Annotated in this window: 12 protein-coding genes and 2 tRNA genes; 6 read left to right on the top strand and 8 right to left on the bottom strand. The window is 40.3% G+C overall.

Features of this window, described 5'->3' with window-relative positions; translation table 11 throughout:
• Positions 1-5 precede the first annotated feature (5 nt).
• From FQ608_RS09050 to FQ608_RS09040, 3 genes are all read left to right on the top strand, one after another.
• Positions 6-1,163, top strand: coding sequence for a sialidase family protein (locus FQ608_RS09050; protein WP_158857642.1), 1,158 nt, complete (start codon positions 6-8; stop codon positions 1,161-1,163).
• 69 nt (positions 1,164-1,232) lie between these two features.
• Positions 1,233-2,153 carry a dihydrodipicolinate synthase family protein gene (locus FQ608_RS09045; protein WP_234364140.1) on the top strand — a complete coding sequence of 307 codons (921 nt, stop codon included), beginning with the start codon at positions 1,233-1,235 and terminating at the stop codon, positions 2,151-2,153.
• 35 nt (positions 2,154-2,188) lie between these two features.
• Entirely contained in the window at positions 2,189-3,694 is a 1,506-nt protein-coding gene (locus tag FQ608_RS09040) for a sodium:solute symporter (protein ID WP_158857641.1), read from the top strand.
• Here the strand turns inward: FQ608_RS09040 and FQ608_RS09035 are convergent.
• The 4 genes from FQ608_RS09035 to FQ608_RS09020 form a co-directional block, all read right to left on the bottom strand.
• Entirely contained in the window at positions 3,685-4,344 is a 660-nt protein-coding gene (locus tag FQ608_RS09035; RefSeq protein ID WP_158857639.1) for an MCP four helix bundle domain-containing protein, read from the bottom strand. The genes FQ608_RS09040 and FQ608_RS09035 overlap by 10 nt on opposite strands.
• A 105-nt stretch (positions 4,345-4,449) precedes the next feature.
• Complete coding sequence (locus FQ608_RS09030) at positions 4,450-6,609, bottom strand: ATP-binding protein (protein WP_158857637.1); 2,160 nt, start codon at positions 6,607-6,609, stop codon at positions 4,450-4,452.
• Between the two features lie 683 nt (positions 6,610-7,292).
• A tRNA-Lys gene (locus FQ608_RS09025) sits at positions 7,293-7,365 on the bottom strand.
• A 63-nt stretch (positions 7,366-7,428) separates the two neighbouring features.
• Positions 7,429-7,502, bottom strand: a tRNA-Arg gene (locus tag FQ608_RS09020).
• Between the two features lie 269 nt (positions 7,503-7,771).
• On the opposite strand from FQ608_RS09020, the gene FQ608_RS09015 reads away from it, so the two are divergent.
• The 3 genes from FQ608_RS09015 to FQ608_RS09005 all read left to right on the top strand — a co-directional run bounded on the left by FQ608_RS09015 (position 7,772) and on the right by FQ608_RS09005 (position 11,230).
• Positions 7,772-9,226 (top strand): DUF294 nucleotidyltransferase-like domain-containing protein, encoded by a 1,455-nt coding sequence (locus tag FQ608_RS09015; protein ID WP_158857635.1) that lies wholly within the window; start codon positions 7,772-7,774, stop codon positions 9,224-9,226.
• 232 nt (positions 9,227-9,458) lie between these two features.
• Positions 9,459-9,725, top strand: a complete 267-nt coding sequence (locus FQ608_RS09010; RefSeq protein ID WP_158857633.1) for a DUF6364 family protein — start codon at positions 9,459-9,461, stop codon at positions 9,723-9,725.
• A gap of 173 nt (positions 9,726-9,898) precedes the next feature.
• The gene (locus tag FQ608_RS09005; protein WP_158857631.1) at positions 9,899-11,230 is read left to right on the top strand and encodes an MATE family efflux transporter; all 1,332 of its coding nucleotides are present in this window, start codon (positions 9,899-9,901) and stop codon (positions 11,228-11,230) included.
• 158 nt (positions 11,231-11,388) lie between these two features.
• On the opposite strand, the gene FQ608_RS27445 is transcribed toward FQ608_RS09005, so the two are convergent.
• The 4 genes from FQ608_RS27445 to FQ608_RS08985 form a co-directional block, all read right to left on the bottom strand.
• On the bottom strand, positions 11,389-11,601 hold the full coding sequence (locus tag FQ608_RS27445; protein ID WP_262885486.1) for an N-acetylmuramoyl-L-alanine amidase: 213 nt from the start codon (positions 11,599-11,601) through the stop codon (positions 11,389-11,391).
• A 368-nt stretch (positions 11,602-11,969) separates the two neighbouring features.
• Complete coding sequence (locus tag FQ608_RS08995) at positions 11,970-12,506, bottom strand: GNAT family N-acetyltransferase (protein WP_158857629.1); 537 nt, start codon at positions 12,504-12,506, stop codon at positions 11,970-11,972.
• Positions 12,507-12,566: 60 nt separating this feature from the next.
• Positions 12,567-13,700 (bottom strand): AAA family ATPase, encoded by a 1,134-nt coding sequence (locus FQ608_RS08990; RefSeq protein ID WP_158857628.1) that lies wholly within the window; start codon positions 13,698-13,700, stop codon positions 12,567-12,569.
• A 252-nt stretch (positions 13,701-13,952) separates the two neighbouring features.
• The gene (locus FQ608_RS08985) at positions 13,953-15,140 is read right to left on the bottom strand and encodes a CehA/McbA family metallohydrolase domain-containing protein (RefSeq protein ID WP_158857626.1); all 1,188 of its coding nucleotides are present in this window, start codon (positions 15,138-15,140) and stop codon (positions 13,953-13,955) included.
• Positions 15,141-15,221: the final 81 nt, after the last annotated feature.

Below are 15,221 nucleotides of genomic sequence, written 5' to 3'. Positions count from 1 at the left end.
AGATTATGTTAAGATTAGGACTATTATTTTTCGTAGGCGCATTGTTTGCCTCTGCCTGTCAGACCGGAAATAGATCCGTCAATGAGCAAGTCGGAGATAAGGAGGCCAACGATATCACGGGTAAATTTCACCTACCTCCCAAGGCGATTTCCGGAGAGCAGGGTTATTTACATGGAGAATTAATTTACTCGCTGGAAAACCGGCCTACTCCTCAGGTACACGCTTCCACGATAGTGGAAACACCTTCTGGAATGGTAGCTGCATTTTTTGCAGGTACACGTGAAAAACACCCTGATGTTGGTATCCGCGTATCCCGATTGGAGAACGGCACATGGACCCGTCCGGAGGAAGTAGCCGATGGTGTGCAGAATGACACTTTGCGATATCCCTGCTGGAATCCTGTACTCTTTCAACCTCAAGAAGGACCTTTACTGCTTTTCTATAAAATAGGTCCAAGCCCAATGGATTGGTGGGGAATGGTGATGACTTCCTCTGACGACGGAAAAACATGGACTACTCCTCAGAAAATTGGAGAAGATCCAAAAGTTGGCCATTTATTAGGCCCTATTAAAAACAAACCTATTCAGTTAGCTGATGGTACGATTATCAATCCATCAAGTATAGAACTAGAAGAGGGAGAAGAAGTAAAGTGGATGACTCATTTTGAAATAAGTAAGGATAATGGAAACACGTGGAAGGTGATAGGTCCGATTAACGACGGAATTGCTTTTGATGCAATACAGGCCAGTATTTTGCAACACGAAGACGGCCGTTTGCAAATACTTTGCAGAACCAGGCAAAACGTAATATCCACCAGTTGGTCCTCCGATCAGGGTGAAAGTTGGTCTGAGATGGAGGCGACTTCCCTGCCTAATCCTAGTTCGGGAACAGATGCTGTGACCCTGGCTGATGGAAGGCATTTGCTAATTTACAATCACAGTACCCGCGAAGGGGAGGAACCCAAAGCCCGGAATATTCTCAATTTGGCTATTTCAACCGACGGGATCGATTGGCAGCCCGTGATGACTTTGGAAAACGAGCCCAATCGATCTGGCTATTCCTATCCAGCGATCATTCAATCAAGGGATGGCCTCGTCCACCTGACGTACACCTATAACCGCGAATCAGTCAAATATGTGGTAATAGACCCTTCGGAACTTTGATTCCTGGACAATTCCCGGTCAAGATTGTTCCTAAAATATATTAAAATTTAGATTAAAGAATTTATAAGCATGTCAAATACAGCATTGTCAATGCCTTTGCGAGGGATAATTCCCCCGCTAGTAACCCCACTTTTGGATGATCAACACCTTGATCTTTTGAGTTTGGAAAAATTAGTCAGCCACCTGCTAAAAGGCGGGGTTCATGGCTTGTTTATTTTGGGTACAACTGGAGAGTGTACTAGCCTGAGCTATACCATTAGGAAGGAAATGATTGCTAACGTATGCAGGCTAGTCGACGGACGCGTCCCGGTGTTGGTGGGCATCACTGATACGGCACCGGAGGAGAGTATCGCACTGACGGATTATTCTAAGGAAGTTGGAGCTGCCGCTGTAGTCGCTGCACCACCTTATTATTTTGGACTTTCCCAGCCCGAGTTAATCACTTATTTTGAAAAATTGGCTGGCAGGCTTTCTCTTCCCTTGTTTTTATACAACATGCCTTCCCATACCAAGACAATGATTGCGGTGGATACGGTTGAGAAATTGGCCAAGCATCCAAATATTGTGGGTTTCAAAGACAGTTCAGCTAATGCCACCTATTTCAACGCATTGCTTTATTCTTTTAGAAATCAGTCAGAATTTTCACTTTTTGTAGGACCGGAGGAAATGATGGCATCCGCTGTACTGATGGGAGCTCATGGAGGAGTGAGTGGTGGAGCGAATATGTTTCCTAAATTATACGTCACTCTTTATGAGGCAGCAAAGGCAAATAATATGGAAGAGGTTCTAAGGTTACAGGAGAAAGTGATGGAAGTTTCAGCAAAAATATATTCCTTGGGAACTTATGGATCCAGTTACCTCAAAGGGTTAAAAGCAGCCCTTTCTATTTTAGGTCTATGCGATAATTACTTGGCAGGTCCATATACGGCCTTTGAAGGAGGCGAAGTAGAGGCGATCCGGAAAAATCTGGAAAGTATTCAGGGACTTTAACCAAATAAAATTAATTATACTGTTACCCATCATCCATGGATTTACCACTGATTGATTTAGTTGTTTTTTTAGTTTACATGTTGGCCATTGTGTTGTTTGGAGCTTCATTTTATTTTAAGAAGCGGACTGCCGATCAATATATTACAGGAGGAGGTAATTTGCCTTCTTGGGCTATAGGCATGTCAATCTTCGCAACCTTTGTCAGCAGTATTAGTTTTCTGGCGTTGCCAGGCAATGCGTATCTGACCAATTGGAACGGCTTTGTGTTCAGTCTGTCTATACCTATTGCGGCGATCCTAGCCGTGAAATTTTTTGTTCCGCTGTATAGAGGAATCAAAAGTGCCTCAGCTTACTATTTTCTGGAAACGAAATTTGGATCTTGGGCACGTACCTATGCATCCGTTTGCTACTTACTTACCCAATTGGCACGTATGGGTGCAATTATGTATTTGTTGGCTTTGCCTATGAACGCCTTGTTTGGATGGAGTATTCCGATGATAATCATTGTGACCGGACTGAGTGTCCTAGTTTACGCCATGTTGGGAGGATTTGAGGCTGTGGTTTGGACCGATGCAATCCAGGGAATTGTATTAATTACAGGGGCACTAGCCTGTGCTGGCATCATTTTGTTTTCTATGCCCGAAGGTCCCGGGCAAGTATTTACCATTGCATCCGAGCACAAGAAGTTCAGTTTAGGCAGTTTTGGGCTAAGCCTTTCAGAGGCGACATTTTGGTTGATTTTGGTATATGGTCTATTTATCAATCTGCAAAATTTCGGAGTAGACCAAAATTATGTGCAGCGGTATTTAAGTGCAAAAAATGAAAAAGAGGCTGTTAAATCCACTTTGTTGGGCAGTTTACTTTACGTACCAGTTTCCCTCTTGTTTTTCTTTATAGGAACAGCCCTGTTTGCATATTATCAGGCAATGCCGGAATCCTTACCTGAAGAACTGTTTGCGCCTGAAAATTCGGATAAAGTATTTCCCTATTTTATTGTAAACGTATTGCCTACTGGAATGACTGGACTATTGATTGCTTCCATTTTTGCGGCAGGGATGAGCACAGTTTCTACCAGTGTAAATAGTTCGGCAACTATTATTTTGACTGATCATGTCAAGAAGTACATGCTTCCGGGGATAAGTGAAAAAGGAGAGATGCAGACGCTAATGATAGCTTCTTTTGTAATGGGGATCCTGAGTATAATGGTTGCACTGGCATTTAGTGGGGTGACCAGTGCTTTGGATGCTTGGTGGGCATTGTCATCGATTTTCAGTGGCGGTATTTTGGGATTATTTTTGTTGGGATATGTTGGAAAAAATATAAGGCAAAAATTTGCTGCATATGGAGTCATTCTTGGCGTCATCATAATTGGATGGATGAGTCTTTCCCCGTTGATACCGGATGGCAGCAGCCTAGGGACATTCAGAAGTCCTTTTCATGCCAACTTAACGATTGTATTTGGGACAACAGCTATATTCCTGGTGGGCTTTTTGTTATCAGCTTTAGCCAATCGAAATACTACGGTCCAAAATCAATCCTGATTGTTGGAATACGATTTTGGTTGGGAGGTGAATGCCAAAACACCGATAATGATGAGCAAAATAAAGAGAACTGCGTATTCAAAATTCAACCAAATATCCGATCTGGCTGCAATTTGATAGGATCTCACCGTCAGTTTCCCGCCTTCTTCAAGTTGGATGTTTGACAACTCACGTAGATCAGTCAACACCCTTTCAAAATCAGCGTCAAATCTTCTTAGGGTTTCTTGATAATTAATATCTGTGTCCCCGATGTTCGCTGAAAAGTAGGCTTGAATTTCAAGTTTGTTTGTAATTAAATCTTTAAATTCGGCCAAATATTCAGCTTCTTTGGGGGTAAGTTTGGTTTTTTCAAAATCCTCAATAACCTTAAGAATCTGTGTATGGTAGTCAATTACCTTTTGCCTGACATCTTGGTATTCTTCCATAGTTCTACTTTCGGTGACAAGCAGGCGCATTCTGAATACCATCTCTGTTATGGAGAAAATGTGCTCTTGGACTACCAGCCTGTCCTCATATACGGAGATGAAAGCTTCTTCCAGTTCATCGACATTTTGTTTATCCACGATACTTTTGATGAAAATCAATAAAAGAATTGCAGTTAGGGCAATCGCTATCTTTATTTTAAATCTAATATAGGCACTTTTTTGCATGAGAGAATTTTTTTGGGTTTCTACTGACTATTTAGTGCTAATATAACAAATTTTACGGTTATAAAACGATTCAAAAAAAATGGATTACCTACCGAGGAAATGTTCTTACTTGGCGCCATTTGCTACGGGTAGGGTAAAAGTGAAGGTGCTTCCTTTGTTTACCTCGCTGCTAACCCAGATAGAACCTTTGTTACTTTCCAGAAAATCCTTAACCAAAATTAATCCGAGTCCTGTACCTTTTTCTCCCGAGGTTCCATATCTTTTGGTGTGAAAATTAGGTTTGAACAAGGAGTCAATAATTTCCGTACTCATGCCAATCCCATTATCCCGAAGAGAAATTTCCCAATCGTTATCCTTGTTTAGCCTACTGGAAATCTCAATTGTCCCATTTTTTGGGGTGAATTTCAGTGCGTTGTTTAACAAATTTCTTATTACCAAATTTATTTGCTCCCTATCAGCCCAGCTTATAGTCTCGCCAGCGATTTTACTTATGACTGCAATGCTTTTACTGGTGGATATGGGTTTATACAGCTCAATGTTTTCTTCCACCAATTCATTGATATTTAAAAAATCCGGATAAGAAGTTATGCCTTGCATCTGACTTTTAGCCCAATTTAGCAGATTATTTAGCGTAAAATGAACATGCTCAACCTCATTTTTTAGTTTATGTGATATTTGTAAGAACTCCTCTTGACTAAGACTTTCATCCATAGTGTATTGCATGAGGCTGTTTAAGGAGTTTATAGGGCTACGAAGGTCATGACCCACAATGCCGAAAAGCTTGTCTTTTGTCTTGTTTACTTCCTCCAAATCCTTAGCGATAGATTCTATTTCCTCTTTTTGCTGACTGGTTTCGAGGTAGAGGCGTTCCAATTCATCTTTTTGCTGTGTGACTAAAAGCCTTGCCTTTCGCTGGATTCTGTAGGACCTGATTGTAATATACAAGGCTAAAACCATTAATAACAAGAGGGCTATTGCGGCGTTTCGAATAACATTGGCATTCTGTTTTTCCCGTTGAAGTTCATTTTCCCGCCGGATTCTTTGTGTCTCTAGGGCACTTTTTTCCAAACCATAAGCTATAAGTAAATCTTCTGTAAGTCTTTCAGTATCCGTATTAAATATTGAATCCTCAAAAATCTTGTATTGTTGGTGATGAAATAAGGCTTGTTGGTAATTTCTTTGATTCTCAAACAATCGGCTCAACAATCTATGGCTTTCAGAAATATTCTTCTTAATCCCGCTTTCTTCAGCTACTCGGAGGGACTCTTCTATAAGTTCTCGGGATTTAGGTATTTGATTCAAATTGAGGTAGGCTTCTGCGAGACCAATTAGGTCGTAGGAAATACCGTATCGGTCATTTAATTCTTGGTCTAACTCCAAGGCTTTATTGTAATGGGTGATAGCTTTCTCAAATTCATTTTGAGCAAGGTAAATCTCCCCAATATTATAGTGGGAAACCGATCCCAAGGACTTGTTTTCCGAGGTTGATTCCTTTGCTAAAATTTCCTCGAAGATTTGAAGGGAAATATCGTGTTTTCCTTCTTTTTGAAGAACTAAAGCAATATTAACGTCAATCGTAGAAATCCCTAATTTGTCCCCAAGTTTTTCACGGATATCTTTGGCCTCACTGAAGAATTCCATCGCCTTTTGAAACTGTCTTCTATCAATTGCTATTAACCCCAAATTATTTAAGGTGTTTGCAATCTCCGAGTTCAGGCCAAGGTCTCTTTTAATTTTAAGTGACATCAAGTAGTACTCTGTTGCTACCGCTAAAAAGCCGGTTTCATAATAACTTAACCCAATGCTAGCATATAGATTGGCCAATCCGGGTTTATACAAAGCTCGCTCCGCTAATTGTAAACCACTCTTAAAGATAACTATTGCTGTATCATAGTTCCCTTGCTTGTTGTTAAAAGCACCTATATTTCTATAGGCGTCCGCTAACCCTTCTGTGTATCCTAGTTTTTCACTGAGTTGTTTGCTTTTTTCAGCATAATACAAAGTGGAATCCGGGAAGTAATTGTAATATGACTCCGAGAGGCGGTTTAAAACCTCAATGTATTCTTCATTGGGAGAGAATCTCTCTGATGTCTCAATTTGGGTCAGCTTCGATTTTAGGCTATCAATTAAGGTGGATTGTGCAAAAGAGAACAAGTTAATACCCAAAAAAAGCGGAAAAAAAAGTAAAGTCCGAAAATAAAGAGTCAAACAACTTGACTCAATTCCATGGATCGCCTTTAAAGTAATAAAATAATTGATACTCATCTATGTTTAAAATGACGTTGAAATATCTATTATTCGCAAGTTAATCTAAAATTGCAGGAATACTATTTTTAAAATTTTGATTACAGAGTTTTTTTGAGCCGAATTCATGCTCCCTCTTTAACCCGTTTTTCCTTTTTTCCAACGAAGAACATTTCAACTAGGAAATGAAAGAAAAATCAAGTACGTAATAGCTAGAATTATCTTTTCTAGGTTAATCCTGCAGTTCAGAAAATTTTTATAGTTGTAGCAGTTTTAAGGGCTTTGCTGATTAGATTTCTTATTTTTTAGGTAACAATGTTTAAATTTAATTAAAAATAAAATAGTATACTAGTTTATGAATCCTCCGAAATCATCCTTAATTCCCCTTTTGGGGATATTTCGGATCTAGGATATTTGAATAAACTTGTGCCGTGGTTGCAACGGACTTTTGTTTTGAGAAAAGATACACTATCTACCCCAAAGTACGTAAAAATACACAAAAAGAGAACTGTTAGAAAGAGCGAAAGTTTCCTAGACACCCCGCCCGCTTTCTGGCCCGAGACTAATAATGTCGCCGGAATATTATCCTAACGGCACGTCCTCGCCAGGACTTCCCGAATATCTCATTACGTCGATTTTGGGACCCTATAAAACTTTCTTAAATAGAAAAACCTGCTCCGAAGAACAGGTTTCTTTACTCTAAGTGATCCCGCTGGGGCTCGAACCCAGGACCCTAACATTAAAAGTGTTATGCTCTACCAGCTGAGCTACAGAATCAATTGATCAACCAAAATTTCAATTTTAAGCATAGGAGTGGTTGCTTCTCTTTTGCCTTCAATGTGATCCTGTCAGGAATCGAACCTGAAACCTACTGCTTAGAAGGCAGTTGCTCTATCCAATTGAGCTACAGGACCAATATTTTACTAGTCAATTCCCCAAAAAACCATTATTAATGTCTGACAGAAAGAAGTACTGACAAACTCAATATCCTCAAAGGCAGCACGTTTTCTTGGGAAAAGAAAGTGGTGAAAAAGCCTAAATCTAAGGATTCCAACTCCACCCCCCTCCAATGGTGATGCAAAGGTAAAATAAGATTTTTTAAATACCAATAATTCAAATGAAAAAGCGAGGATATAATGGAAATGTGCAGGGGATTCGGTTAATTTGATATGTAATAGCAGCTATGAAAAACGAGGCCATCGTCGGAATAGACGATTTCTATACCAAGAAGATTAAAAAGATCCCATTGCGAGATATTAGGAGGTGTCCCGCGGATATGCCGATTTTTGAGGTGGCCAGAGTTATGGCACATGACAAAATCAGTTGTGTATTTATCATGGACGGACAGTCAAAATTAATTGGCTTTGTCAGCGACATCACCCTCAGGGATGAGGTAATCGCCGAACAAAGACCCTTGAATGGCCCCATTAGGGATGTTATGGATCCTAACATCATTTCTGTTTCCAGCGACGCTTATGTTTATGAGGCTTTGCTTTTGATGTTTCAGACAAAAACCAGATACCTCCTCGTGGAGCAAATGGGGAAGTATATCGGAATGGTCAGCAGAAATAAAATCCTTACTGAACCCTCACACTCACCTTTTATTTTTATTCAATCCGTTAAGCAGGCAGGTAACAAAGAGGAACTACAAAAAAAATGGGCGAAAGTGCCTCAGATGGTCTTCCAGCTAATACAACGGGGAGTTAGGGCAGAGTTGATCAACCAGATTATCTCAACAGTGGCAGACACCATTATCCTCCGCGTCATTGAGAATGTGCTTAAAGAGAAAGGAGACGCTCCTGCCAAATTTGTGTTTTTTATTCTGGGAAGTGAAGGCCGTATGGAGCAAACCCTAAAGACAGACCAGGATAATGCCATCATCTATGAAGACAAAGCCAATGAACAGCGGGAGTCGGTCCGGGAATTTTTCTTGAGCTTTGCAAAGGAAGTGTCCGAGCGGCTTGACTATATAGGTTTCGCGTTTTGTACAGGTGATTTTATGGCCCAAAATCCATCATGGACCCATTCACTTTCCCATTGGAAAAACAACTATGAGCGGTGGTTTGTCGAGTCTTCACCCGAGACGGTCATGAACTACGCCACTTTTTTTGATTGTAGGGCCATTTATGGTGATTTTTCCCTTCTAGACCAATTGAAAGATTTTATGGTCGAGCAATTGGATAATCCCTTGGAAAGGTTTTTTTTCAATATGGCACAGAATGCTTTAAAGTTTGACCCACAATTAACGTGGTTGAAAAATATCAGGACCTTTAAAATTGAAAACGAAGAAGTGTTTGATATCAAAAAAGCCATGAGTCCGATGGTCGAAGCCATCCGTATATATGCGCTGAGGGAAAAAATATTCGAAACCAATACCGGCCGTCGTCTGAAGGAATTGACGGAAAGGAATATTTTTGACAAAGAATCGGCTTCTGAGCTTTACCAGGCATATTACTACCTCATGGCTCTACGATTGGAAAAACAAGCTGAAAGGATCATAGAAGAAAGGAAACCTGCCCAAAATTACATTCCTATCCGGTCTATCACTAAAGTCCAAGCGGCAACGTTAAGGCAGATTTTTAAGGTAATTAAAGACCTGCAACTGAAAATCAAAATTGAATTTACTAAATCTTTTTAGTCGCTGATCCCCTCTGTATGTAATGAAGCTTTCGGCTACGACTGGGTTTAGTATGTAACTACACCCTAATATAACAACCAGCTTGTAATTGGAATGCAACGTATCCTCACCCAAAAACTACTTCAATTAAAGCTTATTATGAGTAGTTTCTGGCAATTTGAAAGCTCTTTTTATTTTGAATGCCTTATCGTTTTGTCTAATCTATTTCAATACGTATATAAATGCCAGAGCTATGAAAACCAAATTGACACTGACCATAAAAAAGAACGTCATCGAAGCCGCCAAAAGGAAGGCAAAAAGCAAAGGAATGTCACTTTCCCGGATGTTTGAGGAGATTTTTGAAGAAGGGGGATCAAATGAGATAAAAACGGAACACCAAAGGGCTGCGGAAAGGCTTCTTCAGAAGCTGATTATTTTCTCAGCAGAAATACAAAAGACAATAAGTATTCCTTACAAATACTTCCTGTTTATACTCCTTTGGAATTTCTTTGGGGTATAGAAGGATAACCATGAGACAGATTTTTAAACTATTCAAAGACCTGCAACTGAAAATCAAAATAGTATTTACTAAGTCTTTTCAGCCGCTATTACCATTTGTATTTTGGGAACCTAATTTATTTGGTAGCTTGCAGGTAAACCAAAATACCAGCTATTCCCATAGAGGGATACCATATGAAAGCCAACAATTCACAGTTCGGTACAGATCCCTTGGGGAGATTGCTTATGCAGCAGGCTGTTCCGGCGGCAATTGGTATATTGGTTCTGTCCATTTACGGGATAGTAGATACAATTTTTGTAGGCAGGTTTGTAGGTTCTCTGGGTATAGCGGCCATTACTGTGGTTCTTCCCATTACATTTTTGATTTCCAGCATTGGCATGTCTATTGGAGTTGGAGGTTCGTCGATCATTTCAAGGGCTTTTGGGGATAAAAATGTTGAAAAAGCCCATCAGACCTTTGGCAACCAAATAGGCATGACCCTTACGCTTGCCTTGGTCATTGTGGGCATCGGGCTTATGTTTCAAGAAGAAATACTCACCGTATTTGGAGGCAAGGGAGATGTGTTGGCACCTGCTCAGGAGTATTTTCAAATTATCTTATATGGGGTTCCCTTTTTGGCTTGGGCCATGATGAGTAATAGTGTAATTCGGGCAGAAGGGTATCCCAAGATGGCCATGTACACCTTAATCGTCCCTGCTTTGTCCAACATTATTTTGGATCCCATTTTTATTGTTGGCTTAGATATGGGCTTGGAAGGTGCCGCATGGGCGACTACTATTTCCTATATAGCCAGTGCCGTTTATACAGTTTGGTTTTTCATTTTTGGAAAATCTACCATGAAAATTAAAGCTGACTGGATCCGGCCCAATCTCAAGATCGCCAAGGAAATTTCCGTTTTAGGTGGAGTGACACTGGCTAGACAGGGAACGGTCAGTGTGCTGTCGATTGTGCTTAATAATGTCCTCTTCAGCTATGGTGGAGAAATGGGACTATCTGTCTACGGAATAATAAGCCGGGTAATGATGTTTGCCAATTTTCCGGTTTTGGGAATTACTCAGGGATTTGTTCCTGTAGTGGGGTTTAATTATGGAGCAAGGTTGACGGATCGTGTGCATCGGTCTATCCGTCTGGCACTACAGTATTCCACACTGATTGCATTATTAATATTTATACTGATTTTCACATTTACGGCCCCTTTGGTCCAGGTGTTCACTACCGATGAGGAATTGATAGCACTTAGTATTCCGGCAATGCGAAAATCATTTTTGGCCACCCCCCTATTGGCGTTTAGCCTGATAGGCAGTGCTTATTTCCAAGCTGTTGGCAAGCCCAAGCCTGCCTTGCTACTGGCATTGAGCAAACAAGGGATCTTCTTAATTCCGCTGGTGTTTTTGATGCCGATGTTCTTTGGGTTAGAAGGAATTTGGTTTGCTTTTCCGCTAGCTGATACCGGCGCAGCCGTCATTTCTTATTTTTACCTTAAAAAGGGAGAAGGAGCACTTTAAATAAAAAATTCATTGCTGGATAATTAATATGGGAGGGACTTATAGGTTTCTGAACCTAATAGGGTTCGCAATTTTCTCATAAATTTCGGACCTGACTCATTTTTTTCGGAAAGATAATTTGGGTCTGTTTCCTTCCATAAAGGTGAGTTTTGGAAAGTCTAATAAACATGATGACCAATAACATATTCTATGGGAAGCTTTTTTGACAGCCATTTAATGAGATCTGTATTTGCCTTTAGCGGTGTTTTGGTTAGGTGCGCCTTGGGGCCTCCGATATTTTCTACCCCTATTGCCATATAGTTAAGACTTATGGTATGCCTACCTAATGCGGTTTCAGGCATAAGTCTAAAAATGGTGGCATCACGATCCAATCAGGATGAAATAATATCCAAAAACACAACTAAAAAAAGCCCCGGTCAACTGACCGGGGCCTTTCCTTTTCAAACCTAACCAACTTTAAATATTTTGGAAACTGTTGATGCAATCACCTTTTAGGTTTTATGCACCCGGCCTAACTGGCCTGTTCCAATGTCTTCTTTCTTATCTGCTTTCATATATATATACGTCAAAGGTACCATGATGGATGTGTATAAAAGAATGATAATAGTCATGATCTTGAATATCGTTTGTTGGAGGGTAAAAAGATCTATAATTTGGTTTAAAAAGTGCATATGGGCGGTAATATACCCTTCATTTTTTTTAAATTTCCCATGATATCCTCCAAAAAAGTATAGGGAACTCACGTTGAGTCAGGGTTTGCTTTGGTATCTGCAGTCAAATCTTTTTCAAGGATATAATCCTCCATCAAATACCCTTGGCCAATTTGTATGTCCTCTTCTCCCACTACCTCAAAGCCATTGTTTTGGTAAAACTCCATTGCCTTTGTATTGTTCCGGTTGACATTCAGGGATAGTCGGAGATTTCCTTTTTCTATGCTTTCTTTGGAAATTCGTTCAAACAAACTTTTCCCCAATCCCTTACCCTGGGCTTCCGGTAATATATATATTTTATGGACTTTAGTGATTGACAATCCTTGATAATTTATTTCAAAGGCAGCAAACCCCATCGGATCCTTTTCTCCAATTCCAGCCAACAAAAAAGCATGTCCCTTTTGCTGTATCTGCTGGGCCAAGGACACGGAGCTGTACATCATGTCCAGCATATATGTCAATTGTTCCATGCTCAGAATGTGCTCAAAAGTCACAGGCCATGTGTGATAGGCAATTCGCTGAATGACAGGTATATCACCGACGGTCGCTGAATGAATTTGTATCATTTGATCAATTCGAGGTGGCTACAGCCCCCATTTTTATAGGGGAATAGATTAGGCTTTGCTTCAATTATTTTTTTTAGAATCGAATATTCCGCTAAAACCGATACTTTTTTTATTGTCTTGAGGCTCGAAATCTTTTTCATCTTGATTATAGATAGCCCCAAGTATCATGGGGGAGTCTATTGGAGTTTGAAATCCTAGTTTTTCCGATAAGTGGCGGGCTTTTTCTGTTGCCAATTCCTTAAATTCGTAGGTGGCGATCAGCCGTCCTTTTCGGGTAAGGGCGGGGTCTATTTTGGACAGATCTGTGTTAAAGGAGCATATGACCTGAATATTTAGGCAATCTGAAAGGAGTCCATCTGAGATGTTTAATATCGAAGATACAGGCGAACTTCCATCCTGATCCCTGTTTACGACAATGTTTTCCGCATCTTCGATGACAAAAATGGAATTTTGATAACTTACCAGTAAGGATAACAACTCCGGATTTGTTATCATGGGTGCCATATTGGGAGGGAGGAAAATCACGCGTTTTTTGACTTTCCCGATAAGATAGCGAATATAGGAGGTTTTTCCTGTCCCCGGCTTGCCGTGCAGAAGGACTATGCCCTTGTCATTCTTTTTCAATAATCGCTTCAATATGATTTCATGGATCTCCAAAAAATCATCATTGTAATTGTCCTCAATATTCAGTTTGGGTTTTATAAGCTTCATACTTCTTGTATCTATCCCGTCCACTGTCTGCAGGAGCAAGTAGATATATGAAGCACTTTTGGTCTTTTTCCGGAACTGGCTGAGCTCATTCACCAACTCATTCACCTTGGCGTCTGTAGTGTCTTTAAATAGAAGACGAACCGATCCGCTTTCGAAGTCAAAGTTTACGATCAAATCGTCCCATAGGAAGTAAAATACATCTTCGAAAACCGAATTCTTTTTATGGTTATCCCGTCTTTTATTGAAATTGAAATCTTGAATTTGGTCTTTGTAGGTTTCTTTAAACCATTCATGGGCCTTTTTCACCCTAATATTCTCTTCCTCAATGCAGTTGGGGATTTTTTGAAGCTTTGTCAAGTAGAGATAGAATTCATTTAGGTAAGTACCCCGCCGAAACGTGAATACATCAGAAAAATTTGTGCTGGCTATTCCCTCCGACAGAAAACCGGGATTAGTTATTTCCGAATTATTAGTTGATTCCATTGGTCTCAAGTTATATTATTTTTATAAAAATATTATTCGAATTACGGCAATACTTATCTTTACTTATACTTTTAACGAAAATAAATTGGGATTTTTAAAAAGATAAGGATGTTTCCGCCAATTTTGAGCAGTTTCTGAGGAATTGATACTAGTTTTTGTCAAGGATAAAGTTTGAAATCCAATTCAGGCTATTTACTTAGGTCGATTTGTCAGTCTCCATGAGAAACCTAGTGGACAAATAAGTAATGTCTATCAACGGATATAGATTGGGTTGGTATAGATCCATGGAACCCATTCTCCATTAAGAGGAATTCTGGCTGTGATTCTATAGTTACCATGTCCAATAGGTGTATATTCGAAATGGTATTTACTTTCCGTGCTAAGGATTAAGTCTCCGTCTTTAATTAGATCGAACTGTACAGGATAGGGGGAGGATACTTTTAATTGCTGAATCTCCCGGAGAGGAATTTCATCTCCCATTATCCCGATAAGTTCCCCGTCTTTCCCATAAGCGGCGTATTCAAAACCTTTTGCTTCCAACAGGTTTTCAAAGGAAACAAAAGCGTGTCCCTGAACTAAGTGGTCTTTCAGAGAGCGGCTGTCAAGGCTGTCGGCAAAAATATGCGTCTGCACGTAGTGGAGTGAATGAAAGTAAGTGTCCAATTCAGCTTTATATACCCAACCGGCCTCATCAGCTTCTTCAAGTAACAATTTTTCAATCCACCCAGGTTGGCGTATGCTTATGGTTTTGGCGTTGGAACCTACCCATTCTACTCTGCCGTCTTCTTGGAAACGGGCCCGTATACTCTGATTATTGTGTACATCGGGAGCACCATAGCCGATAATTTTACGGTGTTGGTTGAGAGAATCCCAGAGTGCATGGATTTCGATCTGCTCATCAAATATCTCTCTATATGCCCAATGCCTGTATTTTCCGGCATTGACCATACTATTTAGAACAAACCCGAAAAGCCTTCCTCCTTCATCTTTGAAGTCGGTGTGGATATTGTATATTTCCATTCCCTGATAGTGTGGGTTACCCCAGTCATGAGACACTTCTGTATGCACGTATAAGACCATTCCATCTTCTTCAACTACCTGCTGAATTACCTGGTCTTGACCAAGGTTCCAGTCCAAGACGGTGTCTTTGAGCGGAGTTACCATCAAGTTGTTGGATTCTGTACCTGCCTCGAACAATATCCCCTCGTACATGCCGTGATAGGACCGGGGAAATGTATCCATATTGTCCCTTTTGTGGTCAGACAAAAAAATGAATTCAATCTTCGCTGCCTTGGCTGCAGGCACTATCTCCTCCAGTACCGCCCTGCTGTCGTGGGACCAATAAGTATGTGCATGTAGAGCTCCCTGAAAGCTTGGCAGTGGGATTTTTTTCTCGGGCTGTTGATAAAGTTCTTTCAGTGCCTGAACTTCCCTTTCCATTCGGGGGTAAACAACCCATTTCTTCCAAAAAGGACCAACGAATAAAAGCAAAATCAAAACAACAATTATAATTGAAAGCCA

Source organism: Lunatibacter salilacus (genome assembly GCF_009797935.1).
GTDB lineage: Bacteria > Bacteroidota > Bacteroidia > Cytophagales > Cyclobacteriaceae > Lunatibacter > Lunatibacter salilacus.
The sequence above is the reverse complement of the archived record's forward strand: the minus strand, read 5'-3'. Positions and strand labels throughout refer to the sequence as shown.

Excerpts from the sequence above, each read along its gene's own strand:
- FQ608_RS09050 (WP_158857642.1), top strand. The coding sequence starts at position 6 with ATGTTAAGATTAGGACTATTATTTTTCGTAGGCGCATTGTTTGCCTCT.
- FQ608_RS09045 (WP_234364140.1), top strand. The coding sequence starts at position 1,233 with ATGTCAAATACAGCATTGTCAATGCCTTTGCGAGGGATAATTCCCCCG.
- FQ608_RS09040 (WP_158857641.1), top strand. The coding sequence starts at position 2,189 with ATGGATTTACCACTGATTGATTTAGTTGTTTTTTTAGTTTACATGTTG.
- FQ608_RS09035 (WP_158857639.1), bottom strand. The coding sequence starts at position 4,344 with ATGCAAAAAAGTGCCTATATTAGATTTAAAATAAAGATAGCGATTGCC.
- FQ608_RS09030 (WP_158857637.1), bottom strand. The coding sequence starts at position 6,609 with ATGAGTATCAATTATTTTATTACTTTAAAGGCGATCCATGGAATTGAG.
- FQ608_RS09015 (WP_158857635.1), top strand. The coding sequence starts at position 7,772 with ATGAAAAACGAGGCCATCGTCGGAATAGACGATTTCTATACCAAGAAG.
- FQ608_RS09010 (WP_158857633.1), top strand. The coding sequence starts at position 9,459 with ATGAAAACCAAATTGACACTGACCATAAAAAAGAACGTCATCGAAGCC.
- FQ608_RS09005 (WP_158857631.1), top strand. The coding sequence starts at position 9,899 with ATGAAAGCCAACAATTCACAGTTCGGTACAGATCCCTTGGGGAGATTG.
- FQ608_RS08995 (WP_158857629.1), bottom strand. The coding sequence starts at position 12,506 with ATGATACAAATTCATTCAGCGACCGTCGGTGATATACCTGTCATTCAG.
- FQ608_RS08990 (WP_158857628.1), bottom strand. The coding sequence starts at position 13,700 with ATGGAATCAACTAATAATTCGGAAATAACTAATCCCGGTTTTCTGTCG.
- FQ608_RS08985 (WP_158857626.1), bottom strand. The coding sequence starts at position 15,140 with ATGGAAAGGGAAGTTCAGGCACTGAAAGAACTTTATCAACAGCCCGAG.